Origin of the sequence: Pseudomonas sp. B10 (assembly GCF_900156235.1) — a bacterium.
GTDB lineage: Bacteria > Pseudomonadota > Gammaproteobacteria > Pseudomonadales > Pseudomonadaceae > Aquipseudomonas > Aquipseudomonas siliginis.
In genome coordinates this window covers 89996-113821 of record NZ_LT707063.1, presented here as the reverse complement: position 1 = coordinate 113821, position 23826 = coordinate 89996, and the positions used below count along the sequence as shown (strand labels likewise).

Sequence of the window (23826 nt, the reverse complement as noted above, 5' to 3'; positions counted from 1 at the left end):
GCTCTCTGTAACCCATCATTTTCCCTGTGGGAGCGAGCTTGCTCGCGAATGCGGTGTATCAGTCACCCTGTTTATTGGCTGACCCACCGCTTTCGCGAGCAGGCTCGCTCCCACAGGGTTTGTAGTGATGGTTGGTTTGCGACAAAGGGTGAATGCGCAGCCATTCGTAGGATGGATGACGCAATTGTTGCGGAGGGGACTTGCAGGATCGGTATTATGGTATACCATCAGACGCATAGACACTCTCAATCCCCTAACGGAGCAGCTCATGAGTTTCGAAATTCGCAAGATCGTCAGCTATGTCGAAGAAACCTTCATTGAAGGCGGCAAGGCTACTGACAAGCCGGTGACCATGGTCGGCCTCGCCGTGGTGATGAAGAACCCGTGGGTGGGCAACGGTTTTGTCGAAGACCTCAAGCCGCAGATCCGCGCCAACTGCTCCGACCTCGGCGCCATGATGGTCGAGCGCCTGGTGGGCATCATTGGTGGCGCCGAGAAGATCGAGGCTTACGGCAAAGCCGCCGTGGTCGGCGCTGACGGCGAGATCGAACACGCCTCCGCCGTGATCCACACCCTGCGCTTCGGCAACCACTATCGCGAAGCGGTGAAAGCCAAGAGTTACCTGAGCTTTACCAACAAGCGCGGCGGCCCGGGCACGTCGATTCAGATCCCGATGATGCACAAGGACGACGAAGGCCTGCGTTCGCACTACATCACCCTGGAAATGCAGATCGAAGACGCGCCGCGTGCCGACGAAATCGTCGTCGTGCTGGGTTGCGCCGACGGTGGCCGCCTGCACCCGCGCATCGGCAACCGCTACATCGATCTGGAAGAACTGGCTGTCGAAAAAGCCCAGTAATCACAAAAAAAAAGGCATTGCAGGAGCGCTCCATGATTCGGCTCACCGCTGAACTCACCCCGGCTGGCACCAGTTACCTGGCGACCGGCCAAGGCCAGCCCGTGGTCTTGATCCACGGCGTGGGCCTGAACAAAGAAATGTGGGGCGGGCAGATTGTCGGCCTCGCTAGCCAGTACCAGGTGATCGCCTACGACATGCTCGGCCACGGCGCCAGCCCCCGCCCGGCCAGCGGCACCGACCTGCTCGGTTACGCCGATCAGTTGCTCGAGCTGCTCGATCACCTCAATCTGCCCCAGGCAGCGGTGATCGGTTTCTCCATGGGCGGTCTGGTCGCGCGGGCCTTCGCCCTGCACTACCCGGAGCGCCTGCAAAGCCTGGTGGTGCTGAACAGCGTGTTCAACCGCAGCGAAGAACAGCGTGCCGGCGTCATTGCCCGCACTGCGCAGGCTGCCGAACATGGCCCGGACGCCAACGCCGAAGCCGCCCTGTCACGCTGGTTCAGCCGTGAATATCAGGCGGCCAACCCGGCGCAGATCGCCGCATTGCGCCAGACCTTGGCCAACAACGATCCGCAGGGTTACCTGACCACCTACGAATTGTTCGCCACCCAGGACATGTACCGCGCCGACGACCTGAGCAGCATTCAGGCGCCGACACTGATCGCCACTGGCGAACTCGACCCCGGCTCGACACCGGAAATGGCCGAGCAACTGGCCCGACGCATCCCCGCTGCGAAGGTTGCCGTGCTGCCCGAGCAACGGCATATGATGCCGGTAGAGTCGCCGCGTCTGGTCAACCAGATGCTGCTGGAATTTCTCCAATTCGCACACGCCCGACAAAACCATATAAAGGGGATCGTTGCATGACACTCGCACGCTTCCAGATGTGCATCGGCGGAGACTGGGTCGACGCCCTCTCCGGCAAGACCTTCGAAAGCCTCAACCCGGCCTCCGCGCAAGCCTGGGCGGAACTGCCCGACGCCGATGAAGCGGACGTCGAACGCGCCGTGCAAGCAGCGCAAACTGCTTTTGACAGCCTGGCGTGGCGCGGCCTGACCGCCACTGCGCGCGGCAAACTGCTGCGTCGCCTCGGCGATCTGATCGCAGAAAACAAGGAACACCTGGCGCAGCTGGAAAGCCGTGACAACGGCAAGCTGATCCGCGAAACCCGTGGCCAGGTCAGCTATCTGCCGGAGTTCTTCCACTACACCGCAGGCCTCGCTGACAAGCTTGAAGGCGGCACCCTGCCGCTGGACAAGCCCGACCTGTTTGCCTACACCGTGCACGAAGCCATGGGTGTGGTCGCCGCGATCATTCCATGGAACAGCCCGCTGTACCTGACCGCGATCAAACTCGCCCCGGCCCTCGCCGCCGGCAACACGATTGTGATCAAGCCGTCCGAGCACGCCTCGGCGACCATTCTCGAGCTGGCGCGCCTGGCCCTCGAAGCCGGGATTCCGCCAGGCGTGGTCAACGTCGTTACCGGTTACGGCCCGAGCACCGGCGCCGCCCTCACCCGCCATCCGCTGATCCGCAAGATCGCCTTCACCGGCGGCGCGGCCACGGCACGGCATGTGGTGCGCAGCAGCGCCGAGAATTTCGCCAAGCTGTCGCTGGAGCTGGGCGGCAAGTCGCCGAATATCATCTTCGCCGACGCCGATCTCGACAGCGCGATCAACGGCGCGATTGCCGGCATCTACGCAGCGTCCGGGCAGAGTTGCGTGTCCGGTTCGCGCTTGCTGGTGCAGGACGAAATTTACGACGAATTCGTCAACCGTCTGGTCGAGCGCGCCCAGCGCATCCGCATCGGCAACCCACAGGAAGACCACAGCGAGATGGGCCCGATGGCCACCGCGCAGCAACTGGCGGTGGTCGAAGGTCTGGTCGCCGATGCGATCGCTGAAGGCGCGCGTTTGCGCACCGGCGGCAAGCGTCCGGCGGATCTCGGCGAAGGCTGGTTCTACGAGCCGACGCTCTTCGAATGCGACCGCAATTCGATGAAGATCATGCAGGAAGAAGTCTTCGGCCCGGTGGCTTCGGTGATTCGTTTCAAAGACGAAGCCGAAGCGCTGGCGATCGCCAACGACTCGCAGTTCGGCCTCGCTGCCGGCATCTGGACCCGCGACCTCGGCCGCGCCCATCGTCTGGCGCGCGATGTGCGCTCGGGGATTATCTGGGTCAACACTTACCGCGCAGTGTCGGCGATGGCGCCGATCGGCGGCTTCAAGAACAGTGGCTATGGACGCGAAAGCGGCATCGATTCGGTGCTGGCCTACACCGAACTGAAAACGGTGTGGATCAACCTCTCCCAGGCGCCAATGCCTGATCCGTTTGTGATGCGCTAGGAGTCCTGCGAAATGATCGAACCCGGCATTTACAAAGACGTCATGAGCTCGTTCCCGTCCGGCGTCACGGTGGTCACCACCCTCGACCCTGACGGCGGCATCGTCGGTATCACCGCCAGCGCGTTCAGCGCGCTGTCGATCGACCCGGCGCTGGTGCTGTTCTGCCCCAACTACGCGTCCGACACCTACCCGGTACTGCGCGACAGCAAGAAATTCGCCATCCATTTGCTCTCCGCCGAGCAGACCGCCGAAGCCTACGCGTTCGCCGGCAAGGGCAAGGAAAAGGCCAAGGGCATCGAGTGGCATTTGAGCGATCTGGGCAACCCGATTCTGGCCAAGGCCACGGCGATCATCGAGTGCGAGTTGTGGCGTGAATACGACGGCGGCGATCACGCGATCATTGTCGGCGCAGTGAAGAACCTGATCCTGCCCGAGCAACCGGTGACACCGATGATTTATCACAAGGGCAAGCTCGGTGCGTTGCCGCCCCTTGTTTGAGAACAATACAAAACCCTGTGGGAGCTGGCTTGCCAGCGATGGCGACGGAACATTCAACATCAATGCTGACTGAACTACCGCTATCGCTGGCAAGCCAGCTCCCACAGGATTGAGGTGAGGCGAAAGAAATGAGTAACGATAAGTATGAAAAAGGTCTGAAAATCCGCACCCAGGTATTGGGCGAAGCCTATGTTCAGCGCTCGATCGAGAACGCCGACGACTTCACCCGTCCGCTGCAGGAAATGGTCACTGAATACTGCTGGGGCCATGTCTGGGGGCGTGAGGGTCTGTCGCTCAAGGAGCGCAGCATGATCAACCTGGCAATGATCTCGGCGCTCAACCGCCCGCATGAACTCAAGCTGCATGTGCGTGGCGCCTTGCGTAACGGCCTGAGTCGTGAGCAAATACGCGAAATTCTGCTTCAGGTCGGCATTTATTGCGGCGTTCCGGCGGCCGTGGACAGTTTCCGGCTGGCCCGTGAAGCCTTTGCCGAAGCCGACGCCGAGGCCTCCAGTTAACCCTCGGCTGTTTTGATGCCCGTCTGGCATGGACAGCCAAGCTCAAGAGCGGACCCCATGAAACGCCAGCCACTCGACGACAGCTTCAAGGTCAATCGCAACCCCGTTACCCTGCGCGAAATCGTGCTGGACAAACTGCGTAGCGCGATCATGAATTTCCAGCTCATGCCAGGCGATCGCCTGGTCGAACGCGACCTCTGCGATCGCCTCGGTGTCAGCCGCACTTCGGTGCGCGAAGCCTTGCGTCACCTTGAATCCGAAGGTCTTGTCGAATTCGCCGACGCCAAAGGCCCGCGCGTAGCCATCATCACCCTCGACGACGCGGTCGATATCTACGAACTGCGTTGTGTGCTCGAAGGCCTGATCGTGCAGTTGTTCACCCTGCGCGCCAAAGCCAAGGACATCAAAGCCCTGGAAAAAGCCCTCGATGACAACCGCAAGTCGTTGAAGGACGGCGAGCTGCAACAGGTGATCGACTCGGTGCAGGGCTTCTACGACGTGCTGCTCGAAGGCTCGGGCAACCATGTCGCCGCCACGCAATTGCGTCAGTTGCAGGCGCGCATCAGCTATCTGCGCGCGACCTCGGTCTCCCAGGAAAACCGACGCGGCGCAAGCAATCACGAGATGGAAAAAATGGTCGAGGCGATCAAGAGCGGCGATCCGCTGGCGGCGCATCAGGCGTGTGTCGATCACGTCCGCGCGGCCGCCGCCGTGGCCCTCGATTACCTCAAGCGCAAGCAGGAAGAGACCGGAGTCGCCGTCAAAGGCACCCCGGCGATCACCCTGCCGATCGCGCTGAAAGAACCCCGCATAGGTCAATGACATGTTCAGCCCGAGCTTTTGCCCGAAATGCGGTGGCCCTGACCTCGGTCAGCAGACGCCGCCGGGCGATACGCACGAGCGCCTGATGTGCCGCGGCTGCGGCTATATCCACTACGTCAATCCGAAGATCATTGCCGGCTGCATCATTGAGCAGGACGGCAAATACCTCCTGTGCCAACGGGCGATCCCCCCGCGCCCGGGCACCTGGACGCTGCCGGCCGGTTTCATGGAAAGCGGTGAAACCACCGAGCAGGCGGCGCTGCGTGAAGTCTGGGAAGAAAGCGGCGTGCGCGCGGAAATCGTCTCGCCGTATTCGATCTTCAGCGTGCCGAAGATCAGCGAGGTATACATCATCTTCCGCGCCATCGCCCAGGAGATCACCGGGCAGTATGGGCCGGAGACCATGGATTACAAGTTCTTCGCCCCTGAAGAGATTCCGTGGGAGCAGATCTACTACCCGGCGATCCGGCAGATCCTCGAGCGCTATATCGAAGAGCGCCAGGCCGGGGTTTACGGGATTTACATGGGTAATGATGACAGCGGCAAGATCCACTTCATGCGCTAGAAATCACCTTCCCCCTGATCATTCCCACGCTCCGCGTGGGAATGCCTCTACGGACGCTCCGCGTTCGGCTCTGGATGGGACGCAGAGCGTCCCGGGCTGCATTCCCACGCGGAGCGTGGGAACGATCATCAGTGTGGCTTAAATTGGGGTGATGCCTTCAACGATGATGATCTCCGCCCTCGCCCATTCTTCGCGATAACTCTTCGCCTCCTGATACGCCACCGAGCGGTAGCACGCCACGGCTGTTTCGTAGTTTTCAAACTCGATGATCACCGTGCGCTGTGGCGTCTGCCGCCCTTCCAGCGCCTCGCTGCGCCCGCCTCTGGCCAGAAACTTGCCGCCGAATGCGGCAATCGCCTGCGGGGTGCGCTGGGTGTATTGGCTGTAGTGCTCGGCATCGGCTATATCCACATGTGCAATCCAGTACGCCTTCATAGCGACCTCTCTGTTGATTTTGTATTATGGTATACCAATATATTTCCAACGAACCCTGAGAGTCCAGCATGGCCTTCAACAGCATCGAAGAAATCATCGAAGATTATCGCCTCGGCAAAATGGTCCTGCTGGTCGATGACGAAGACCGCGAGAACGAAGGCGACCTGCTGCTGGCCGCCGACCGTTGCACGCCGGAGGCTATCAGCTTCATGGCCCGCGAAGCACGCGGGCTGATCTGCCTGACCCTCACCGACGAACATTGCCAGCGTCTGGGCCTGGAGCAAATGGTACCCGCCAACGGCAGCGTGTTCAGCACTGCATTTACCGTGTCGATCGAAGCGGCGGTCGGCGTGACCACCGGCATTTCCGCAGCAGATCGGGCCTGCACTGTTGCCGCCGCCGTGGCGCCAGATGCCTGCGCCGAAGATCTGGTGCAGCCCGGCCACATCTTCCCGTTGCGCGCCAAGGAAGGTGGCGTGCTGACCCGCGCCGGGCACACCGAGGCCGGCTGCGACCTGGCGCGTCTGGCCGGTTTCACCCCGGCCTCGGTGATCGTCGAAGTGATGAATGACGACGGCACCATGGCGCGCCGCCCGGATCTGGAGCAGTTCGCGCGCAAGCACGGGATCAAGATTGGCACCATTGCCGACCTCATCCACTATCGCCTGAGCACAGAGCACACCATCGAACGCATCGGTGAACGTGAGCTGCCGACGGTGCATGGCACGTTCCGTTTGATCACCTTCGAAGATCGCATCGAAGGCGGCGTGCACATGGCAATGGTCATGGGCGATCTGCGCCGCGAAGAGCCGACGCTGGTGCGCGTGCATGTGATCGATCCGCTGCGCGATCTGGTCGGCGCCGAGTACAGCGGGCCGACGAACTGGACCCTGTGGGCGGCGCTGCAACGGGTCGCGGCGGAAGGTCATGGGGTTGTGGTGGTGCTGGCCAACCATGAATCATCGCAGGCGTTGCTGGAGCGCGTGCCGCAACTGACCCAGCCGCCACGGCAGTTCAGCCGCTCGCAATCGCGGATTTATTCCGAGGTCGGGACTGGGGCGCAGATTCTGCAGAACCTTGGGGTTGGCAAGCTGCGCCACCTCGGCCCACCGCTTAAGTACGCGGGGTTGACCGGGTATGACCTCGAGGTGGTTGAGAGCATTCCGTTCACCGAATAACCCGAGCCCAGCACAAACCCCATGTGGGAGCGAGCCTGCTCGCGAAAGCGATGTGTCAGTCGACTTGAATGTTGAATGATCCACCGCTTCGCGAGCAGGCTCGCTCCCACAAGAGTTTTGCATTTCAAATCCATTGTCCTGAACTCATCAAAAAAACAGATCCGCCAGATAACCGGTAAGGCAAAGTGCTTGCACAAAGTTTGGAATACCATAATATGATATTCCATAGACCGGACGACCTGAAAAACCGTCCAGCTACTGCTCCCGACAGGCGGGCAACAACGCAAGGCCCGCTCAAAAACACAACAATGAGGGCGTGAACATGGTGTTGAACAAAGCTGCAACCGCGATCTTTTTCGCGGGACTGCTCAGCGTTACCGGCCAGGTTGCAATGGCTGCCGAAAGCGTGAATTTTGTCAGCTGGGGCGGTAGCACCCAGGATGCGCAGAAACAGGCCTGGGCCGATCCGTTCAGCAAGGCCAGCGGCATCACCGTCGTCCAGGACGGCCCCACCGACTACGGCAAACTCAAAGCCATGGTCGAAAGCGGCAACGTGCAGTGGGACGTGGTCGATGTCGAAGCCGATTTCGCCCTGCGCGCCGCTGCCGAAGGCCTGCTCGAACCCCTCGACTTCAAAGTGATCCAGCGCGACAGGATCGACCCGCGCTTCGTCAGCGATCACGGCGTCGGCTCGTTCTTCTTCTCCTTCGTCCTCGGCTACAACGAGGGCAAGCTCGGCGCCAACAAGCCGCAGGACTGGAGCGCGCTGTTCGACACCAAGACCTACCCGGGCAAACGCGCCCTGTACAAATGGCCAAGCCCCGGCGTGCTCGAACTGGCGCTGCTGGCCGACGGCGTTGCGGCTGACAAGCTCTACCCGCTGGATCTGGATCGCGCCTTCAAGAAACTCGACACCATCAAGAAAGACATCGTCTGGTGGGGCGGCGGCGCGCAGTCGCAGCAACTGCTGGCGTCCGGCGAAGCGAGCATGGGCCAGTTCTGGAACGGTCGGGTGCACGCCTTGCAGGAAGATGGCGCGCCGGTCGGCGTGAGCTGGAAACAGAACCTGGTCATGGCCGACATTCTGGTCATTCCAAAAGGCTCGAAAAACAAGGACGCGGCGATGAAGTTCCTCGCCAATGCGAGCAGCGCCAAAGGCCAGGCCGACTTCTCCAACCTGACTGCCTACGCGCCGGTCAACCTCGACAGTGTGGAGCGTCTGGATTCGACGCTGGCCCCCAACCTGCCGACGGCTTACGCCAAGGATCAAATCACCCTTGATTTCGCTTACTGGGCCAAGAACGGTCCGGCTATCGCGACACGGTGGAACGAATGGCTGGTCAAATGAAAATCGCGGCCACTGCGCCTCGTCCCTCCACTGCCACCGGGAGCGCCGCTGGCGCTACCGGTTCGGCCTTCAAGCAACGCTGGCGCGGCGCCGGCAACCTCGTTCCGGCGCTGCTGTTCCTCGGCCTGTTCTTTCTCGCGCCGTTGATTGGCTTGCTGCTGCGCGGTGTGCTGGAACCTGTACCTGGCCTTGGCAACTACGAACAGTTGTTCGCCAATTCGGCCTATGCGCGAGTGCTGCTCAACACCTTTTCGGTGGCCGGGCTGGTGACGCTGTTCAGCCTGCTGCTGGGCTTTCCGCTGGCCTGGGCGATCACCCTGGTGCCGCGCGGTTGGGGGCGCTGGATCCTCAACATCGTGCTGCTGTCGATGTGGACCAGCCTGCTCGCCCGTACCTATTCGTGGCTGGTGCTGCTGCAAGCCTCGGGCGTAATCAACAAGACCTTGATGGCCATGGGCATCATCGATCAACCGCTGGAGATGGTGCACAACCTCACCGGCGTGGTGATCGGCATGAGCTACATCATGATCCCGTTCATCGTGCTGCCGTTGCAGGCGACCATGCAGGCCATCGACCCGATGATCCTGCAGGCCGGCTCGATCTGTGGCGCCAGCCCGTGGACCAACTTCTTCCGGGTGTTCCTGCCGCTGTGCCGGCCGGGTCTGGCGTCCGGCGGCTTGATGGTATTCGTGATGTCGCTCGGTTACTACGTCACCCCGGCGCTGCTCGGCGGGGCGCAGAACATGATGCTGCCGGAGTTCATCATTCAGCAGGTGCAATCGTTCCTCAATTGGGGCCTGGCCAGTGCCGGCGCCGCGTTGCTGATCGCGATCACCCTGGTGCTGTTCTACTTCTACCTGAAGCTTCAACCGGAATCCCCGGTTGGCGCCAGTAACGCGAGGTAAGCCGACATGCTCCTGACCCCCAATGCCATGAGCCGGCGCATGCGTTTCGGCCTCTACGCCACGACTGGGCTGATCGGTCTGTTCCTGCTGTTGCCGATCGTGTTCATCGTGCTGCTCTCGTTCGGCTCCTCGCAGTGGCTGGTGTTCCCTCCGCCGGGCTGGACGCTGAAATGGTACGGCCAGTTCTTCTCCAATCCCGACTGGATGAACGCCGCTGCCGCCAGCCTCAAGGTTGCCGTGCTGACCACGATCTGCGCCGTGGCCCTCGGTTTGCCGACCGCGTTTGCGCTGGTGCGCGGGCGCTTTCCCGGCCGCGAGATGCTCTACGGCCTGTTTACCCTGCCGATGATCGTGCCGCTGGTGATCATCGCCGTGGCGGTGTATGCGCTGTTTCTCAAGCTCGGCTACACCGGGACCATGTTCGCCTTCGTCGTCAGCCATGTGATCGTCGCGCTGCCGTTCACCATCATCTCGATCATCAACTCGCTGAAGCTGTTCGATCAGTCGATTGAAGACGCGGCGGTGATCTGCGGTGCCTCGCGCTTGCAAGCGGTGTTCAAGGTGACGTTCCCGGCGATCCGTCCGGGGATGGTCGCCGGCGCCCTCTTCGCCTTCCTCGTTTCGTGGGACGAAGTGGTGCTCAGCGTGATGATGGCGAGCCCGACTCTGCAAACCCTTCCCGTGAAAATGTGGACCACCCTGCGCCAGGACCTGACCCCGGTGATCGCCGTCGCTTCGACGCTGCTGATCGGCCTGTCAGTGTTGGTCATGGTGATCGCCGCCGCTCTGCGCCGGCGCAACGAAATCAGCGCCTGAGCGCCCAGGAGTACGACATGAGTGCCGTGATCAAAGACGCATCCCAGCAGAGCGACAAACCCCTGGTCAGCCTGCGCAACCTGAACAAGCACTACGGCGATTTTGCTGCCGTCGATAACATCTCGCTGGACATCAAGGACGGCGAATTCCTGACCTTTCTCGGCTCCAGCGGTTCGGGCAAGAGTACGACGCTGTCGATGCTCGCAGGTTTCGAAACACCGAGCAGCGGCGAGATCCTCGTCAATGGCCAGTCGCTGGTCAACGTGCCGCCGCACAAGCGCGACATCGGCATGGTCTTCCAGCGCTACTCGCTGTTCCCGCATCTGTCGGTACGCGACAACATCGCCTTCCCTCTGGCCATTCGCAAATTGGCTGCGGCCGAGCGCGAAAAACGCGTCGATGCGATGCTCAAACTGGTGCAGCTCGAACAGTTCGCCCATCGCCGCCCTTCGCAACTGTCCGGTGGTCAGCAACAACGTGTTGCCATTGCCCGGGCGCTGGTTTACGAGCCGCGCATTCTGCTAATGGACGAACCATTGGGCGCGCTGGATAAGAAACTGCGCGAGGACTTGCAGGATGAACTGCGCCAACTGCACCGACGCCTGGGCATCACCATCGTGTACGTGACCCACGACCAGGAAGAAGCCATGCGGCTGTCGCAACGCATCGCGATTTTCAGCCACGGCAAAATCGTTGGTCTGGGCAGTGGTTACGACCTTTACCAGAATCCGCCGAATGCGTTTGTCGCGTCGTTTCTGGGCAATTCGAACTTCCTCAAGCTCAAGGCGCAAGGCAATGCGGCAGCGAGTTTCGAGGGGCAGTTGTTGTCGATTCGGCTGACGTCCGGGTTGCACACTGATCAGGATGTGCTGCTGATGGTGCGTCCGGAAAAAGCCTTGGCGTTGAGCACGCAGCAGGCGCTGGATGAGCCGCTGGCGGCGGGTTGGAATGAGGTATCGGCGAATGTTGCGGAGGTGCTGTTTCTTGGTGAGAGCCAGACGTGCAGCGTGGTCACTGCGGGCGGGACGTCGATGACGGTGAAAGCGCTGTCGGCGGCAGGCATGCCGCTCAAGGCCGGCGATCCGGTCCGGGTGCGCTGGGCGACGGCGGATGCTTGTGTCTATACCGAATGGACCGAGAGCGATTTGAACAAGGCTGCCGGTGCTCACTAAATTTCCAATCCACCGAAACGCCACTGTGGGAGCGAGCCTGCTCGCGAATGCGGTGTGTCATTCAACATTAATGGTGACTGACACAACCTCTTCGCGAGCAGGCTCGCTCCCACAGGTTCGGTATTGTTTAATGAATCGGGGAATACCCTTCAATCTCATCCGGCCAAGCCGTCAGCACTTCAAACCCGCTCTCCGTCACCGCGACCATATGCTCCCACTGCGCCGACAACGAGCCATCCTTGGTCAGCACCGTCCAGCCATCCGGCATGTTCTTCACATGGCGTTTGCCGGCATTGAGCATCGGTTCCACGGTGAAAATCATTCCGGCCTTGAGCTTCAGCCCTTGATTGGGAAAGCCGTAATGCAGGATCTGCGGTTCGTCGTGATAGACCTTGCCGATGCCATGGCCACAGTACTCGCGCACCACGCTGAAGCCCTCCGCCTCCGCCAGGCTCTGGATCGCATGACCGATATCGCCCAGCGTCGCGCCCGGTTTCACTGCACGAATGCCCGCGCACATCGCATCGTAAGTGGTCTTGATCAGGTGCTGCGCCTCGGGGCTTGCCTCACCCACGACATACATGCGGCTGGTATCACCGAACCAGCCATCCTTGATCACGGCGATGTCGAGGTTGACGATGTCGCCGTCTTTCAATGGCGTACCCGATGGAATGCCGTGGCACACCACATCGTTGACCGACGCGCAGACGGTTTTCGGAAAGCCGTGATAACCGACGTTGGCTGGCACCGCCTTCTGCACATTGACGATGTAATCGTTGCACAACCGGTCCAGCTCATCGGTGGTCACGCCAGCCTTCACATGCGGCACCAGCATCGCCAGCACTTCAGCGGCGAGTTTGCCGGCGGCGCGGGATTTTTCGATGTCGGCCGGGGTGTTGATCTTGATCTGGTTTCTCATGCGCTGACGGCTTCCTGAGTCAGTTGTTGCAGATCCAGTCCGCCGTTTTGTTCGGCGCGGATCAGCAAGCGGCAAATGGCGCTGTGGTCGAGGTTGGGATGCAGCTCGGCGAGCATGCCGATGCGCATCCAGTGCTCGGCCTGCGCGTTGATCGAGCGGCTGAGGGCGTTGCTGGAGATGCGCAGGTTCTCGTGCATGTCCTCTGAAATCTTTACGATGCCCATATATGAATCCGATACGATGTGTATATGTATCGTATATTAGCCAAGCCTTACGCAGAATTGCAAATCAACCCAGCGCCGCATCAAAAAAGGATGAGATGAGCCGACTGGAACGCCGTTCGGCCAAACAGTACAGATACGTCTCGGTGAACAGCTCTTCGCCCTCGATTCTGAGCGTGCGGATTCTCGGGTCGGCAATAAACTCCGCTTCTGACACCACCCCCAACCCCAGCCCACGCACCACCGCTTCACGTAGGGCCTCACGACTGCCGACTTCCATGGCGATACGCGGTTTGACCTGCGCCGCATTCAGCGCCTGTTCCAGCACCAGTCGGGTGGTCGAGCCGGGCTCGCGTTGCAGCAGCCTCTGCCCTTCCAGTTCCTCCAGCCGCACGCTGCCACGATTAGCCAGCGGATGTTCATGGTGGGCAAACAGAATGATCGCGTGCCGCGCATAACGCACCGCGCACAACGCCGGATCATCTTGCCGCCCCGCCAGCACGGCGATGTCGGTCACATAGTTTTCCAGATCCGACAGCACTTGAGCCGAGTTGCCGACGCGGATCGACACGTCGATATTCGGATGCAGTTGCAAATAGCTGTCGACCATCTCGATCACATGAAACGGCCCCACTGCACCGACCTTGAGCTGGCCGCTGTCGAGCCGCCCGGAATCGCGCAGCAGGTTGTGCGCTTCCAGCTCCAGCAAGGCAAGTCGTTGCGCGATTGGCAGCAACTGCCGACCAACATCCGACAACTCTATCCGCCGCCCACGCCGGTGAAAAAGCTCGACGTTGTGCTGACGTTCCAGGCTTTGCACCTGCGTGGTCAGTGTTGGCTGGCTGAGCCCAGTCGCCCGCGCACCGGCACTGAAGCTGCCGTGACGGGCAACGGCGAGAAAGGCCCGCAATTTGGCGCTCGACATCCATAGACTCCATCAATAGTTAGCTGCTGTTTCGCATATTGAATTGATTGAATGACTGTCACGTGACAGACCTAGCCTGTGGCAACTCCCAACCAAACCGTGGAATGCCATGAAAACAATCAAACAGTTTCTGCGTGTCGCCAGCCTCACCGTCATTGCCCTCGGCGCCAGCCAGGTCTGGGCCAAAGATAAACTGACCATTGGTTTGATCCCCTCGGAAGACTCCCAGGCAATGATCGAATCGAGCAAGCAAGTGCTCGACGATCTGCAAAGCAAGATCGGCATGCCCGTGGTGCCGTTCGTGGCCACCGATTACAACGGCATCATTGAAGCGCTGCGTTCGGGCAAGCTCGATGTCGCTTACCTCGGGCCGTTCTCCTACGTGCTGGCGACCTCGGTGGCGGATGTCGAGGCGTTCTCAGTGGCGGTGACCAAGAAGACCGGCCAGAGCGCTTACAAAAGCGTGATTCTGGCGCGCAAGGACAGCGGCATTCATTCGCTGGCCGACCTGAAGGGGCATACGTTTGCATTCGTCGACCCGAGCTCAGCGTCCGGGCATCTGTTTCCCAAGGCTGGCCTTGAGCAGGCCGGTTTTGCTCCGGACAGCCTGTTCAAACGGGTAATTTTCTCCGGTTCCCACGACGCCAGCATCCTCGCGGTGGAGAACAGGAAAGTCGACGCAGCGGCCGTGGCTGACCGCATCTTCGCCAGTGCCGTGGCCAAAGGTGTGGTGAAGCAGGATGACTTCGAAATCGTCTGGAGTTCCAGGCCGATCCCCGAATCGCCGATGGTCTGGCGCAAGGCGCTCGATCCACAATTGAAGAAGAAGGTCGCCGACGCGCTGGCTTCAATCAAGGATGTGCCGTGGGGTGATCAGGGCGTGCTCAATGGTTTCCAGCCGACCACCGACGCCTCTTACGACGTAGTGCGCGAAACCGCCAAGGTGCTCGATCTCGATTTGCGGAGCATGAAATGATCAGCATCCGCCAGCTGACCAAACACTACGGCAGCAACCCGGTGTTGCGCGGCATTGACCTTGAGGTGGGTGCAGGGGAATTCGTCGTAGTGCTCGGTCAGTCCGGCGCCGGTAAATCGACTTTGCTGCGCTGTATCAATCGCCTGGCACAGGCCGACAGCGGCACGCTGAACGTGGCCGGCATCGATGCCCTGGCCTGCCATGACACCAGCGTTTTGCGCCGTGAAGTGGCGATGATTTTCCAGCACCACAACGTCGTGCCGCGCCTGAGTGTGCTGAAGAATGTACTGACCGGTCGCCTCGGTTCCGTCGGCACGCTCGCCTCGATTCTGCAGCTGTTCCGCCGTGACGATGTGGCACTGGCCATGCAATGCCTGGAACGTGTCGAACTGGCGCACAAGGCTGGCGAGCGTACGGATTCGCTGTCCGGCGGACAGAAGCAGCGCGTTGGCATTGCCCGCGCCTTGGCGCAACGGCCGCAAGTGATTCTGGCCGATGAACCGATTGCCAGCCTCGACCCGAAAAGCGCGCGCCTGGTGTTGCAGTATCTGCGCGACGCCACCCGCGAGTTGGGTATCACCGTGCTGTGCAATCTGCATCAGGTCGAATACGCCCGTGAGTTTGGCGACCGTGTGGTTGGCTTGGCGAACGGCAGGCTGGTGTTCGATGGCAAAGCGTCGAGCATGACCGACGCCGATCTGGCGCGAATCTATCCGGGGCAATCGGCGCAAGCCTGCGCTGACACCCCGACGCCCACCCTGTCCTACCGCACCGCCTCGAGGGCCTGAGCATGCAATCGCAAAACTATCAGTGGGTCGGCGATCGTCCGCGTGGCCCGCGCAGTTGGCTGACCACCGGCGCCGTCGTCCTGATCGTGCTGTGGACGCTGAACTGGAGCGCACAGGGCGCCCAGCTCAGCCTCGGTGAACTGGCGGCGGGGTTGCCGCAGATCGGTGATTTCCTTTCGCGCACCTTCCCACCGGATCTGAGCATTCTTGCGCGTCTGGTCGCGCCAGCGGTGGAAACCCTGCAGATCGCCATCTGGGGCACCTTGCTTGGCGTGTTACTGGCAGTTCCGCTGTCGTTTCTCGCCGCACGTAATCTGAGCCGCAACCGCTGGCTGTTTCACGCCACGCGTCAGGCACTGAATTTCACCCGCAGCATCAACGAACTGATTCTCGCGCTGATCTTCGTCTCGGCAGTCGGGCTCGGCCCGTTTCCCGGCGTATTGGCGCTGGCGCTGCATGGTCTGGGCATGCTCGGCAAGTTTTTCGCCGAAAGCATTGAAGAAATCGACCAAGGTCCCATTGAAGCGCTGCAAGCGACCGGTGCGCGGCCATTGCAGGTGATCGTGTTTGGCGTTTTGCCGCAAGTCATCACCGCGTGGATTGCAGTGATTCTGTACCGCTTCGAAGTCAACCTGCGCTCGGCCACGGTGCTGGGCATGGTCGGCGCCGGCGGCCTGGGGTTCGAGCTGGTGAGCAGTCTCAAGCTGTTCAAATATCAGGAAACCGCGACCTGCATCATCGTCATTACCTTCATGGTGATCGTCGCCGACGCCATCTCCAGCCGCCTGCGCGCGGCGATCCAGAGCGGTTCGGCGCACTAGCATACAGCTGCTATCGGCTGAGCCGATTCAAACCTGCGAATTATCGATTTGAGCCGTTGTCGACGCGCGCTGAGTATGGCGCCACACGACAACAACAAGAAGGATTCACCATGACTGCCCGCTTCCAGAACCCCGTCGATACCCGTTTCGGCTGGGGCAGCCTGCAAGACCTCGCCGCCCTCACCGAACAGCAGACCGTGGCCCTCGTGACCTTTCCCGAAGCGCGGGGGCTGGGGCTGGTCGATCGCCTGCAAGCCTTGCTCGGCGAGCGTCTGGTCTATGTGTTCGAAGACGTTCAGCCCAACCCGGACGTCGCCCATCTGCGCAACACTTACGAGCATTTCTGGCAGCATGCAGGGGCTTGCGACGTGGTGCTCGCGGTCGGAGGCGGCAGCGCCATCGATACTGCCAAGGCGTTGATCGTCGGCACCGAATCCGGCCGTTTCGATGAACTGTTGAGCCTGCTGGCGACGGGCAAACCGTTCACCCCGGCCCGTTGCAAACAACTGATTGCCGCACCGACTACTGCCGGCACCGGCAGCGAAGTCACGCCGTGGGCGACGATCTGGGACAGCGCCAGCCAGAAGAAATACTCGCTGCACCTGGACTGCACCTGGCCACGGGTAGCGATCATCGATCCGCAACTGATGCTCACTGTGCCGGCCAGCGTCACCGTCTCTACCGGGCTTGATGCGTTGTCTCATGCGTTGGAGGCGATCTGGAACGTCAACGCCAACCCGGTCTCGGACACCTTCGCGATTTCCGCGATCGAGGACATTCTGGAATGCCTGCCGCGCCTGCACAAAGATCTCTCCAGTCACGAGTTGCGCAGCCGCATGGCGCTCGCTGCGCTCAAAGCCGGACTGGCGTTTTCCAACACCAAAACCGCGCTGGCGCATTCGATTTCCTATGAGATGACCTTGCGCCACGGCTTACCCCACGGCATCGCCTGCTCCTTCACTCTACCAATGGTTTTGGGATTGGCCTGGGGCCACGACGCCACTCGCGACCGTACATTGCAACGCCTATTCGGCGCGGACCTGGGCAAAGCCCAGCAGCAGTTGCGCGAGTTCTTGCACAGCCTCGGGGTGAAGACCGAGTTTGCCGATTACGGCGTTTCGGCCAAGGACGCCGAAGCCATCATCCAGCTCGCGATGCAGGGCGCGCGCGGCAAGAACTTCATCGGTTCGCAAGCCGCCTGACGCCTGATAACGCCCGAGTCACCCAAGCACCGCCAGCGGCATGCAGCCGCGGTGATTTCCTGTCGCACCAAAAAAGAGTGCACCCCGCCGACGACACCCGACGGGAACCGACAACAATAAGGAAAAGATCATGAATCGTGCCGAAACAATGCCTGGTCTCGCCGAACGTTCTGCCTCGTTCCGGGTCGCCCAGTGGCGCATGCTGCTGGCGGCGATGTTCTGTTACCTGTTTTTTTACACCGGTCGGCAGACCTTCGGTTTTGCCATTCCGGGGATTCAGGCCGAGTTCGGCCTGAGCAAGGAAACCCTCGGCTGGGCCTCCGCGGTGATGCTCTGGGCCTACGCGATTGGTCAGGCGATCAACGGCAACCTCGCCGACAAATTCGGTGGCCGGCGCATCATGACTCTGGGGGCTGTGCTGTCCTGCGCGGCAAACTGGGTGACCAGTTTCGCCAGTGGTTTCACCAGCCTCATTCTGCCGTGGGGCGTCAACGGCTACTTTCAGGCCTTGGGCTGGGCGCCGGGCGGTCGGCTGATTGCCAATTGGTGGGCGGCGGGCGAGCGCGGCAAGGTATATGGCTTCTACACTTTCGCCGCCGGCTGCGCGTCGGTTCTGTCGTACGTCACCTCTATCGTCGTGCTCGAAGTACTGCAACTGGAATGGCGCTGGATCTTCCGTTTGCCGGTGCTGCTGATGCTCGCCGGCGGGATCATTTTCTATCTGGTTGCCCGCGAACGCCCGCAGGATCTGGGCTTCGAACCGGTGGGTGATACCGGTGTCGCCAACGCTCACGACAAACATCAGGAAGCGGCACAGGGCGAAGTCGAATCCTCGGCACAACGCTACAAAGCCGTACTGAAGAACCCTCGCCTGCTCATCGCCGCGCTGTCACTGGGCTTTCAGAACGCGGCGCGCTACGGCTTGATCGTCTGGGTGCCGGTGCACTTTCTCGGCGCTGACTGGAAAAGTGGTGACGGCATGATCGATCCGAAATGGATCACCGTCGCCCTCCCCGTCGGTATGGCGGTTGGCGCGTTGAGCAACGGCTGGGTGTCGGACAAGTTGTTCGGCTCCAAGCGGTATCTGGCGATCATGCTTTATATGTTCCTCGGCGCCGCGACCAGCCTGTGGATGTGGAGCCTGCCCCCACACAGCGTCATCGGCCTGATCGCCCTGTTCCTTTGCGGCTTTTTCGTATACGGCCCGGCCTCGAGTTTCTGGGCGCTGTGCCCGGATCTGGTCGGTGCCAAACGCGCCGGTACGGCGACCGGAATCATGAACTTTTCCTCCTATCTGTTCGCCGGATTGGCCGAACCATTGATCGGTCGTTTGCTTGACACCACAGCAAACACGTCTCTCATCTTCATAGTGGTCACCAGCGCCTGTCTGTGCAGCGCGGCAGTGGCATTGTTCATTCGACGCTGACGGGGCTTGCATGTACCAGTATCACAAGTGGTTGCGTTCGTTTCATGCGGTAGCCAAGACCGGCAGCTTCACCCTTGCTGCCGAGTACCTCTGCGTCGGTCAGCCGACCGTCAGCGAACAGGTCAACGCACTGGAGAACACCTTCTCGGTCGAACTGTTTCATCGCCGTGGCCGCTACATCGAAATGAGCGCCGCCGGGCACAAGCTCTATGCAATCACTCAGGGCCTGTTCGGTCAGGAGGATGAAGCCGTGCAACTGTTGCAGAGCTTCAAGCAGCGCAAGACCGGCATGCTGCGCCTCGGCGCGGTGTCACCGCCTATTGCCATGAATCTGACCTATGAGCTGATGCAGCGCCACCCGGATATCGAACTGGAAACCTCGTTTTCCTCGGAAAAGGACACCCTGGCGCGGTTGTTCAACTTCGATATCGACGTGGCGATTCTGGCCTTGTCGGAATTCGATGAGCGCTTCCACACGCGGCTGTATCACCGTTATCCGATCATCGCCGTGGTCCGCGATGACCATCCGTGGGCCGGTCAGGCGCAGGTTCACGTCAGTGAAATCAGCGGCGAAAAATGGGTGATGCGCGAATCCAGTGCGCGTACCCGGCAACTGGTGGAAGAAAGCTGCAAACGGCTCGATATCGAGCTCAATTGCGTCATGCAACTCAACAGCCGCGAAGCCATCGTCCACGCGATCGTCAAAGGCATCGGAATCGGTTTTGTCTCGGCCGTGGAATACGCCGAGACCCCGGGCACCACGCCGATCACCTTTGTCGATCACCCGTTCTTCATCGAATACCACCTGTGCTGCCTCGGCATCCGCAGGAACCGGCCAGTGATTGCCGAACTGTTTGATGCGAATCCACCGCTGACCTGATCAGCCCTGCCCCTTGAACCGCCTACCTCATTGCCGAGGGACGGCCCACGCTTACCTGAAAACGGAGATTGACCATGCAGTACCAACAACCGACTCATCTGCAAGCCGCGATCCTCGACTGGGCCGGCACCGTTGTCGATTTCGGCTCATTTGCGCCGACGCAGATTTTCGTCGAAGCCTTTGCCGAGTTCGGCGTCGCCGTGTCGCTGGAGGAAGCGCGCGGGCCAATGGGCATGGGCAAGTGGGATCACATCCGCACCCTGTGCAACCTGCCGCAGATTGCCGAACGTTACCGCGCGGCGTTTGACCGCTTGCCGAGTGACGACGATGTGACGGCGATCTACGAACGCTTCATGCCGTTGCAGATCGAAAAAATCGCACTGCATTCGGCGTTGATTCCGGGCGCACTCGAGGCGATTGCGGCGTTGCGCGACAAGGGTCTGAAAATCGGTTCGTGCTCGGGCTATCCGGCGGTGGTGATGGCCAGGGTCGTTGAACTGGCAAGGAAAAATGGCTACGTCGCCGACTATGTCGTCGCCACTGATGAAGTGCCAAATGGCCGGCCGTATCCGGCGCAGGCGTTGGCCAACGTGATTGCCTTGGGCATCGATGACGTGGCCGCCTGCGTCAAGGTCGACGACACCTGGCCGGGAATTCTCGAAGGGCGCGCCGCCGGAATGTGGACGGTGGCGTTGACATGTTCCGGCAACGCACTGGGCCTGACCTATGAGCAATACAAGGCGTTGGCGTCGGATCGACTGGCGGAAGAACGCGCGCGGATCGGCAAGATGTTCGCCCCTTCGCGCCCGCATTACCTGATCGATACCATCGCTGAACTGCCTCAGGTGATCGACGACATCAATGCGCGTCTGGCCCGGGGTGAAACTCCGCAAGCCAGCTGAGTCCGCCCTGCCCGTGATCGTTCCCGTGCCCAGCGTGGGAACGATCCCATCACTCCCTTGAACTGCCGGAAACAAGGTTGGCGTGACAGCAGACGCCTGCTGCTGATGCTCGTCGCGATAGATTGGTCTCCCCTTCAGCGGCTCGATCGACTACCATGCCGCCGCCGGTTTCCACACGGAATTAATAGGGAATCCGAAATGCTTGCACAGCATCAATCGGAACTGCCCCCGCAACTGTAGGTGCCGAGCCAGCTCCTTGACTGCCACTGGGTGAATCCCGGGAAGGCCGGAGCGTGGCGATGACGCATCAGTCAGGAGACCTGCCGGCACAGCGACTGACTAACCGGCGGGGTGTCCGGGAAGGACATCGTGCCGTGCGCATTTTCACCATGCCGGCCTTGCGCAGTTTCCACGACCGCGCCCGAGGTGTGTTTCCAACCGTACTCGCCCGCTCCCGTACGGTTCCCCTGGAGACTGCCCCATGCTGCTGCCCCGTGTTGCCACCCTGCTCACCGCTCTGAGCCTTTGCCCCCTGGCGCAAGCGGCGCCGACTGCGTATCCACTGACCGTCGAAAACTGTGGCAGCAGCCTGACCTTTCAACACGCGCCTGCGCGCACGGTGACCATCGGCCAGGCCGGTACGGAAGTGCTCTACGCCTTGGGCCTGGGCGACAAAGTCGTCGGCACCTCGTTGTGGTTCAACGACGTGCTGGGCACATACAAAGCGCAGAACGACACGATCGAGCGCCTTGCCGACAACGAGCCGAGTTTCGAAGCAGTGATCGCTAAACGCCCGGAGCTGGTTGCCGTCGAGCTGGAGTGGATGGTCGGCCCGCAAGGCGCGGTCGGCACTCGCGAGCAGTTTCATGAACTGAAGATTCCGACCTATCTGCTGCCCTCCGATTGCGAAGCCAAGGACAACCTCGTCGGTTCGGACGGCACGCGGCTGGCGCCGTTTCGCATCGACAGCATCTACAAAGCCGTGAGCCAGCTCGCAGCGATTTTCGATGTGCAGGCGCGTGGCGAGCAGCTCAATGAGCAGCTCAAAGCCAGCCTCGCGCAGTCGATCGCCACCGCGAAAAAGCAGCAGCGCAAAGACGTCAGCGCCCTGGTGTGGTTCTCCAGCGCCGAGATGGACATCGAGCCGTTCGTGGCCGGGCACAAAGGCGTTCCCGATTTCATGCTCAGCACCCTCGGCGTGCGCAACGTGGTCGAGTCGGATGAAGAATGGCCAACCGTCGGCTGGGAAACCATCGCCAAGGCCAACCCGACATTTCTGGTGATCGCGCGCATGGATCGTCGACGTTTCCCGGCGGACGACTATCAGAAGAAACTCGCCTTCCTGCGCAGTGATCCGGTGACGCGCAACATGGACGCGGTCAAACACAACCGCATCATCATCCTTGACGCCATGGCCATGCAGGCCAGCCTGCGCACCTTCGACGGCCTCGCACAATTGGCCAGCGCCATCAACGGCTACGACCTGTCGCCATGAGCAGACGCCTGATCCGTTTGCTGCTGGTGCTGTTGACGCTGTCGGTCACGCTGATTGGCGGCGTGGCCATTGGTGAGACTTCGATCGAGCCGAGCGTAGTGTTGCAGGTGCTGGCCAACAAGCTGTGGGGCGCCGGTTATCTGCTCGACCCGATCGACGAAGGTATCGTCTGGAACTATCGCCTGACCCGCGCGCTGGTCGCGGCGGCCTGCGGCGCCGGCCTGGCGACGTGCGGGGTGATCCTGCAATCGCTGCTGCGCAATCCGCTGGCCGATCCGTATCTGCTGGGGATTTCCGCGGGTGCCTCGACTGGCGCGGTGATGGTCGCCCTGCTTGGCGTCGGCGCCGGGGCGATTTCATTGTCGGTGGGTGCTTTTGCCGGCGCGGTGACCGCTTTCGTACTGGTGATCCTGTTGGCACGGGTCAGCGGCTCGTCCAGCGGCACCGGGCAGATCATTCTCGCCGGGATCGCCGGCTCGCAGTTGTTCAATGCCCTCACCGCATTTCTGATCACCCGCTCGGCCAGCTCCGAACAAGCGCGCGGGATCATGTTCTGGCTGTTGGGCAATCTCGGCGGCGTGCGCTGGCCGTCGGTGTGGCTGGCGGTGCCGGTGGCGGTGTTGGGGTTGGTTGTTTGTCTGTGGCATCGCCGGGCGCTGGATGCATTCACCTTTGGTGCGGACTCGGCGGCGTCTCTCGGCATTCCAGTGCGACGTGTGCAGATTCTTTTGATTGGCTGCGCCGCGCTGGTGACGGCGGTGATGGTGTCGATTGTCGGCTCGATCGGCTTTGTCGGTCTGGTGATTCCCCATGCCGCGCGGTTGTTGCTCGGCACCGGCCATGCGCGTCTGTTGCCCGCCAGTGCGCTGGGCGGCGCGGTGTTTCTGATCGCCGCCGATGTGCTGTCGCGCACCCTGATCAAGGGTCAGGTGATCCCTGTCGGCGTGATCACTGCGCTGGTCGGCGCACCGGTGTTCGCGCTGATTCTGGTGGGCCGGAGATCGGCGCGATGAACACGGTTCTGAGTTGTGCGGGTGTGGGCTTCAAAGTGCGCGGTGCCGAGTTGCTCAACGGTGTCAGCCTCGACGTTGAGCGCGGCGAGACCCTGGGCATTGTCGGGCCGAACGGGTCGGGGAAATCCACGTTGCTCAAATTGCTGGCCGGGCTGCGTGAACCGAGCGTGGGCCATGTGCAGCTCGACGGTCGGACGCTGGGCAAGATGTCGCGGCGCACTATCGCGCAGACGCTGGCGGTGGTTGAGCAACAGGCCGATACCGACGATGGCATTCGCGTGTTCGACGCGGTGGCGCTGGGGCGCACGCCGTGGTTGTCGGCGCTGCAACCGTGGTCGCCGGCCGATGACGCCATCGTCGAGCAAGCGCTGGTCGACGTCGACGCCGTGCACCTGCGCAACCGCCTCTGGCGCAGCCTCTCCGGCGGCGAGCGCCAACGCGTGCACATCGCCCGCGCACTGGCGCAGCGCCCGCAGATCCTGCTGCTCGACGAGCCGGCCAACCACCTCGACATCCAGCATCAGTTGAGCATTCTGCACGTGGTGCGCGCACTGCCGGTGACTACGCTGATCGCCCTGCACGATCTCAATCAGGCGCTCAAGTGCGATCGCCTGGCGGTGCTGGAGCGCGGGCGTCTGGTGGCACTGGGCGAGCCGCTGCACGTGCTGACGCCGGAGCGGTTACAGACGACTTTCGGGGTCAGGGCGCACTATCTGACAGACCCGTTCGATGGTGCGCCGATATTGCGCTTCCTTGCCTGATGCATGGGTGGCTGACACACCGCTTTCGCGAGCAGGC

26 protein-coding genes and 1 riboswitch are annotated in these 23826 nt (G+C 61.4%); of the genes, 22 read left to right on the top strand and 4 right to left on the bottom strand.

Annotated elements, in window-relative coordinates; translation table 11 throughout:
* Positions 1-268 precede the first annotated feature (268 nt).
* From BXA01_RS00565 to BXA01_RS00535, 7 genes are all read left to right on the top strand, one after another.
* Positions 269-859 carry an amino acid synthesis family protein gene (locus tag BXA01_RS00565; protein ID WP_076562514.1) on the top strand — a complete coding sequence of 197 codons (591 nt, stop codon included), beginning with the start codon at positions 269-271 and terminating at the stop codon, positions 857-859.
* A 32-nt stretch (positions 860-891) separates the two neighbouring features.
* The gene (locus BXA01_RS00560) at positions 892-1725 is read left to right on the top strand and encodes an alpha/beta fold hydrolase (RefSeq protein WP_024013187.1); all 834 of its coding nucleotides are present in this window, start codon (positions 892-894) and stop codon (positions 1723-1725) included.
* The gene (locus BXA01_RS00555) at positions 1722-3203 is read left to right on the top strand and encodes an aldehyde dehydrogenase (RefSeq protein WP_076562512.1); all 1482 of its coding nucleotides are present in this window, start codon (positions 1722-1724) and stop codon (positions 3201-3203) included. Before BXA01_RS00560 ends, BXA01_RS00555 begins: the two co-directional genes overlap by 4 nt.
* 12 nt (positions 3204-3215) lie before the next feature.
* A complete protein-coding gene (locus BXA01_RS00550) occupies positions 3216-3701 on the top strand; it encodes a flavin reductase family protein (RefSeq protein WP_076562509.1) in 486 nt (161 codons plus the stop codon).
* Between the two features lie 128 nt (positions 3702-3829).
* Positions 3830-4219, top strand: a complete 390-nt coding sequence (locus BXA01_RS00545) for a carboxymuconolactone decarboxylase family protein (protein ID WP_003225716.1) — start codon at positions 3830-3832, stop codon at positions 4217-4219.
* 57 nt (positions 4220-4276) lie between these two features.
* On the top strand, positions 4277-5041 hold the full coding sequence (locus BXA01_RS00540) for a GntR family transcriptional regulator (RefSeq protein WP_076562506.1): 765 nt from the start codon (positions 4277-4279) through the stop codon (positions 5039-5041).
* A 1-nt stretch (position 5042) separates the two neighbouring features.
* Positions 5043-5606 carry an NUDIX hydrolase gene (locus BXA01_RS00535; RefSeq protein ID WP_076562503.1) on the top strand — a complete coding sequence of 188 codons (564 nt, stop codon included), beginning with the start codon at positions 5043-5045 and terminating at the stop codon, positions 5604-5606.
* Between the two features lie 138 nt (positions 5607-5744).
* Here BXA01_RS00535 and BXA01_RS00530 read toward each other — a convergent pair whose 3' ends face one another.
* Positions 5745-6041 (bottom strand): DUF1330 domain-containing protein, encoded by a 297-nt coding sequence (locus BXA01_RS00530; RefSeq protein WP_076562500.1) that lies wholly within the window; start codon positions 6039-6041, stop codon positions 5745-5747.
* A gap of 68 nt (positions 6042-6109) precedes the next feature.
* On the opposite strand from BXA01_RS00530, the gene ribBA reads away from it, so the two are divergent.
* The 5 genes from ribBA (at position 6110) to BXA01_RS00505 (ending at position 11460) form a co-directional block, all read left to right on the top strand.
* On the top strand, positions 6110-7219 hold the full coding sequence (gene ribBA, locus BXA01_RS00525) for a bifunctional 3,4-dihydroxy-2-butanone-4-phosphate synthase/GTP cyclohydrolase II (protein WP_076562497.1): 1110 nt from the start codon (positions 6110-6112) through the stop codon (positions 7217-7219).
* Positions 7220-7541: 322 nt separating this feature from the next.
* On the top strand, positions 7542-8567 hold the full coding sequence (locus tag BXA01_RS00520) for an ABC transporter substrate-binding protein (protein WP_076562495.1): 1026 nt from the start codon (positions 7542-7544) through the stop codon (positions 8565-8567).
* Positions 8564-9472 (top strand): ABC transporter permease, encoded by a 909-nt coding sequence (locus BXA01_RS00515; protein WP_076562493.1) that lies wholly within the window; start codon positions 8564-8566, stop codon positions 9470-9472. Before BXA01_RS00520 ends, BXA01_RS00515 begins: the two co-directional genes overlap by 4 nt.
* Positions 9473-9478: 6 nt before the next feature.
* Complete coding sequence (locus BXA01_RS00510; RefSeq protein ID WP_007918021.1) at positions 9479-10288, top strand: ABC transporter permease; 810 nt, start codon at positions 9479-9481, stop codon at positions 10286-10288.
* Positions 10289-10305: 17 nt separating this feature from the next.
* Positions 10306-11460 carry an ABC transporter ATP-binding protein gene (locus BXA01_RS00505; RefSeq protein WP_076562491.1) on the top strand — a complete coding sequence of 385 codons (1155 nt, stop codon included), beginning with the start codon at positions 10306-10308 and terminating at the stop codon, positions 11458-11460.
* A gap of 127 nt (positions 11461-11587) precedes the next feature.
* On the opposite strand, the gene map is transcribed toward BXA01_RS00505, so the two are convergent.
* From map to BXA01_RS00490, 3 genes are all read right to left on the bottom strand, one after another.
* The gene (gene map, locus BXA01_RS00500) at positions 11588-12379 is read right to left on the bottom strand and encodes a type I methionyl aminopeptidase (RefSeq protein ID WP_076562489.1); all 792 of its coding nucleotides are present in this window, start codon (positions 12377-12379) and stop codon (positions 11588-11590) included.
* Positions 12376-12603: a ParD-like family protein gene (locus tag BXA01_RS00495; RefSeq protein ID WP_007918027.1), complete on the bottom strand. Its 228-nt coding sequence runs from the start codon at positions 12601-12603 to the stop codon at positions 12376-12378. Before BXA01_RS00495 ends, map begins: the two co-directional genes overlap by 4 nt.
* 64 nt (positions 12604-12667) lie before the next feature.
* Positions 12668-13525 carry a LysR substrate-binding domain-containing protein gene (locus tag BXA01_RS00490; protein WP_076562487.1) on the bottom strand — a complete coding sequence of 286 codons (858 nt, stop codon included), beginning with the start codon at positions 13523-13525 and terminating at the stop codon, positions 12668-12670.
* 109 nt (positions 13526-13634) lie between these two features.
* On the opposite strand from BXA01_RS00490, the gene phnD reads away from it, so the two are divergent.
* From phnD to BXA01_RS00440, 10 genes are all read left to right on the top strand, one after another.
* Positions 13635-14501, top strand: coding sequence for a phosphonate ABC transporter substrate-binding protein (gene phnD / locus BXA01_RS00485; protein WP_076562485.1), 867 nt, complete (start codon positions 13635-13637; stop codon positions 14499-14501).
* Positions 14498-15289 carry a phosphonate ABC transporter ATP-binding protein gene (gene phnC / locus BXA01_RS00480; protein ID WP_076562484.1) on the top strand — a complete coding sequence of 264 codons (792 nt, stop codon included), beginning with the start codon at positions 14498-14500 and terminating at the stop codon, positions 15287-15289. Before phnD ends, phnC begins: the two co-directional genes overlap by 4 nt.
* Before the next feature lie 2 nt (positions 15290-15291).
* Positions 15292-16110 (top strand): phosphonate ABC transporter, permease protein PhnE, encoded by an 819-nt coding sequence (gene phnE, locus BXA01_RS00475; protein WP_076562482.1) that lies wholly within the window; start codon positions 15292-15294, stop codon positions 16108-16110.
* A gap of 110 nt (positions 16111-16220) precedes the next feature.
* Positions 16221-17312 (top strand): iron-containing alcohol dehydrogenase PsrA, encoded by a 1092-nt coding sequence (psrA, locus tag BXA01_RS00470; protein WP_076562481.1) that lies wholly within the window; start codon positions 16221-16223, stop codon positions 17310-17312.
* A gap of 130 nt (positions 17313-17442) precedes the next feature.
* The gene (locus BXA01_RS00465; RefSeq protein ID WP_076562479.1) at positions 17443-18738 is read left to right on the top strand and encodes an MFS transporter; all 1296 of its coding nucleotides are present in this window, start codon (positions 17443-17445) and stop codon (positions 18736-18738) included.
* Between the two features lie 10 nt (positions 18739-18748).
* Positions 18749-19618, top strand: a complete 870-nt coding sequence (locus BXA01_RS00460; RefSeq protein WP_076562477.1) for a LysR substrate-binding domain-containing protein — start codon at positions 18749-18751, stop codon at positions 19616-19618.
* A 74-nt stretch (positions 19619-19692) separates the two neighbouring features.
* The gene (gene phnX, locus BXA01_RS00455) at positions 19693-20520 is read left to right on the top strand and encodes a phosphonoacetaldehyde hydrolase (protein ID WP_076562475.1); all 828 of its coding nucleotides are present in this window, start codon (positions 19693-19695) and stop codon (positions 20518-20520) included.
* 148 nt (positions 20521-20668) lie between these two features.
* Positions 20669-20862: riboswitch (cobalamin riboswitch) on the top strand.
* A gap of 139 nt (positions 20863-21001) precedes the next feature.
* Positions 21002-22015, top strand: a complete 1014-nt coding sequence (locus BXA01_RS00450) for an ABC transporter substrate-binding protein (RefSeq protein ID WP_076562473.1) — start codon at positions 21002-21004, stop codon at positions 22013-22015.
* Positions 22012-23028 carry a FecCD family ABC transporter permease gene (locus BXA01_RS00445; protein ID WP_076562470.1) on the top strand — a complete coding sequence of 339 codons (1017 nt, stop codon included), beginning with the start codon at positions 22012-22014 and terminating at the stop codon, positions 23026-23028. Before BXA01_RS00450 ends, BXA01_RS00445 begins: the two co-directional genes overlap by 4 nt.
* Positions 23025-23789: an ABC transporter ATP-binding protein gene (locus tag BXA01_RS00440; protein ID WP_076562468.1), complete on the top strand. Its 765-nt coding sequence runs from the start codon at positions 23025-23027 to the stop codon at positions 23787-23789. Before BXA01_RS00445 ends, BXA01_RS00440 begins: the two co-directional genes overlap by 4 nt.
* Positions 23790-23826 lie beyond the last annotated feature (37 nt).

Excerpts from the sequence above, each read along its gene's own strand:
- BXA01_RS00510 (WP_007918021.1), top strand. The coding sequence starts at position 9,479 with ATGCTCCTGACCCCCAATGCCATGAGCCGGCGCATGCGTTTCGGCCTC.
- BXA01_RS00550 (WP_076562509.1), top strand. The coding sequence starts at position 3,216 with ATGATCGAACCCGGCATTTACAAAGACGTCATGAGCTCGTTCCCGTCC.
- ribBA (WP_076562497.1), top strand. The coding sequence starts at position 6,110 with ATGGCCTTCAACAGCATCGAAGAAATCATCGAAGATTATCGCCTCGGC.
- BXA01_RS00505 (WP_076562491.1), top strand. The coding sequence starts at position 10,306 with ATGAGTGCCGTGATCAAAGACGCATCCCAGCAGAGCGACAAACCCCTG.
- map (WP_076562489.1), bottom strand. The coding sequence starts at position 12,379 with ATGAGAAACCAGATCAAGATCAACACCCCGGCCGACATCGAAAAATCC.
- phnC (WP_076562484.1), top strand. The coding sequence starts at position 14,498 with ATGATCAGCATCCGCCAGCTGACCAAACACTACGGCAGCAACCCGGTG.
- BXA01_RS00545 (WP_003225716.1), top strand. The coding sequence starts at position 3,830 with ATGAGTAACGATAAGTATGAAAAAGGTCTGAAAATCCGCACCCAGGTA.
- BXA01_RS00530 (WP_076562500.1), bottom strand. The coding sequence starts at position 6,041 with ATGAAGGCGTACTGGATTGCACATGTGGATATAGCCGATGCCGAGCAC.
- BXA01_RS00495 (WP_007918027.1), bottom strand. The coding sequence starts at position 12,603 with ATGGGCATCGTAAAGATTTCAGAGGACATGCACGAGAACCTGCGCATC.
- BXA01_RS00520 (WP_076562495.1), top strand. The coding sequence starts at position 7,542 with ATGGTGTTGAACAAAGCTGCAACCGCGATCTTTTTCGCGGGACTGCTC.
- BXA01_RS00535 (WP_076562503.1), top strand. The coding sequence starts at position 5,043 with ATGTTCAGCCCGAGCTTTTGCCCGAAATGCGGTGGCCCTGACCTCGGT.
- BXA01_RS00490 (WP_076562487.1), bottom strand. The coding sequence starts at position 13,525 with ATGTCGAGCGCCAAATTGCGGGCCTTTCTCGCCGTTGCCCGTCACGGC.
- phnE (WP_076562482.1), top strand. The coding sequence starts at position 15,292 with ATGCAATCGCAAAACTATCAGTGGGTCGGCGATCGTCCGCGTGGCCCG.
- BXA01_RS00555 (WP_076562512.1), top strand. The coding sequence starts at position 1,722 with ATGACACTCGCACGCTTCCAGATGTGCATCGGCGGAGACTGGGTCGAC.
- BXA01_RS00445 (WP_076562470.1), top strand. The coding sequence starts at position 22,012 with ATGAGCAGACGCCTGATCCGTTTGCTGCTGGTGCTGTTGACGCTGTCG.
- BXA01_RS00450 (WP_076562473.1), top strand. The coding sequence starts at position 21,002 with ATGCTGCTGCCCCGTGTTGCCACCCTGCTCACCGCTCTGAGCCTTTGC.
- BXA01_RS00565 (WP_076562514.1), top strand. The coding sequence starts at position 269 with ATGAGTTTCGAAATTCGCAAGATCGTCAGCTATGTCGAAGAAACCTTC.
- BXA01_RS00515 (WP_076562493.1), top strand. The coding sequence starts at position 8,564 with ATGAAAATCGCGGCCACTGCGCCTCGTCCCTCCACTGCCACCGGGAGC.
- BXA01_RS00540 (WP_076562506.1), top strand. The coding sequence starts at position 4,277 with ATGAAACGCCAGCCACTCGACGACAGCTTCAAGGTCAATCGCAACCCC.
- phnD (WP_076562485.1), top strand. The coding sequence starts at position 13,635 with ATGAAAACAATCAAACAGTTTCTGCGTGTCGCCAGCCTCACCGTCATT.
- BXA01_RS00465 (WP_076562479.1), top strand. The coding sequence starts at position 17,443 with ATGAATCGTGCCGAAACAATGCCTGGTCTCGCCGAACGTTCTGCCTCG.
- BXA01_RS00460 (WP_076562477.1), top strand. The coding sequence starts at position 18,749 with ATGTACCAGTATCACAAGTGGTTGCGTTCGTTTCATGCGGTAGCCAAG.
- BXA01_RS00440 (WP_076562468.1), top strand. The coding sequence starts at position 23,025 with ATGAACACGGTTCTGAGTTGTGCGGGTGTGGGCTTCAAAGTGCGCGGT.
- psrA (WP_076562481.1), top strand. The coding sequence starts at position 16,221 with ATGACTGCCCGCTTCCAGAACCCCGTCGATACCCGTTTCGGCTGGGGC.
- phnX (WP_076562475.1), top strand. The coding sequence starts at position 19,693 with ATGCAGTACCAACAACCGACTCATCTGCAAGCCGCGATCCTCGACTGG.
- BXA01_RS00560 (WP_024013187.1), top strand. The coding sequence starts at position 892 with ATGATTCGGCTCACCGCTGAACTCACCCCGGCTGGCACCAGTTACCTG.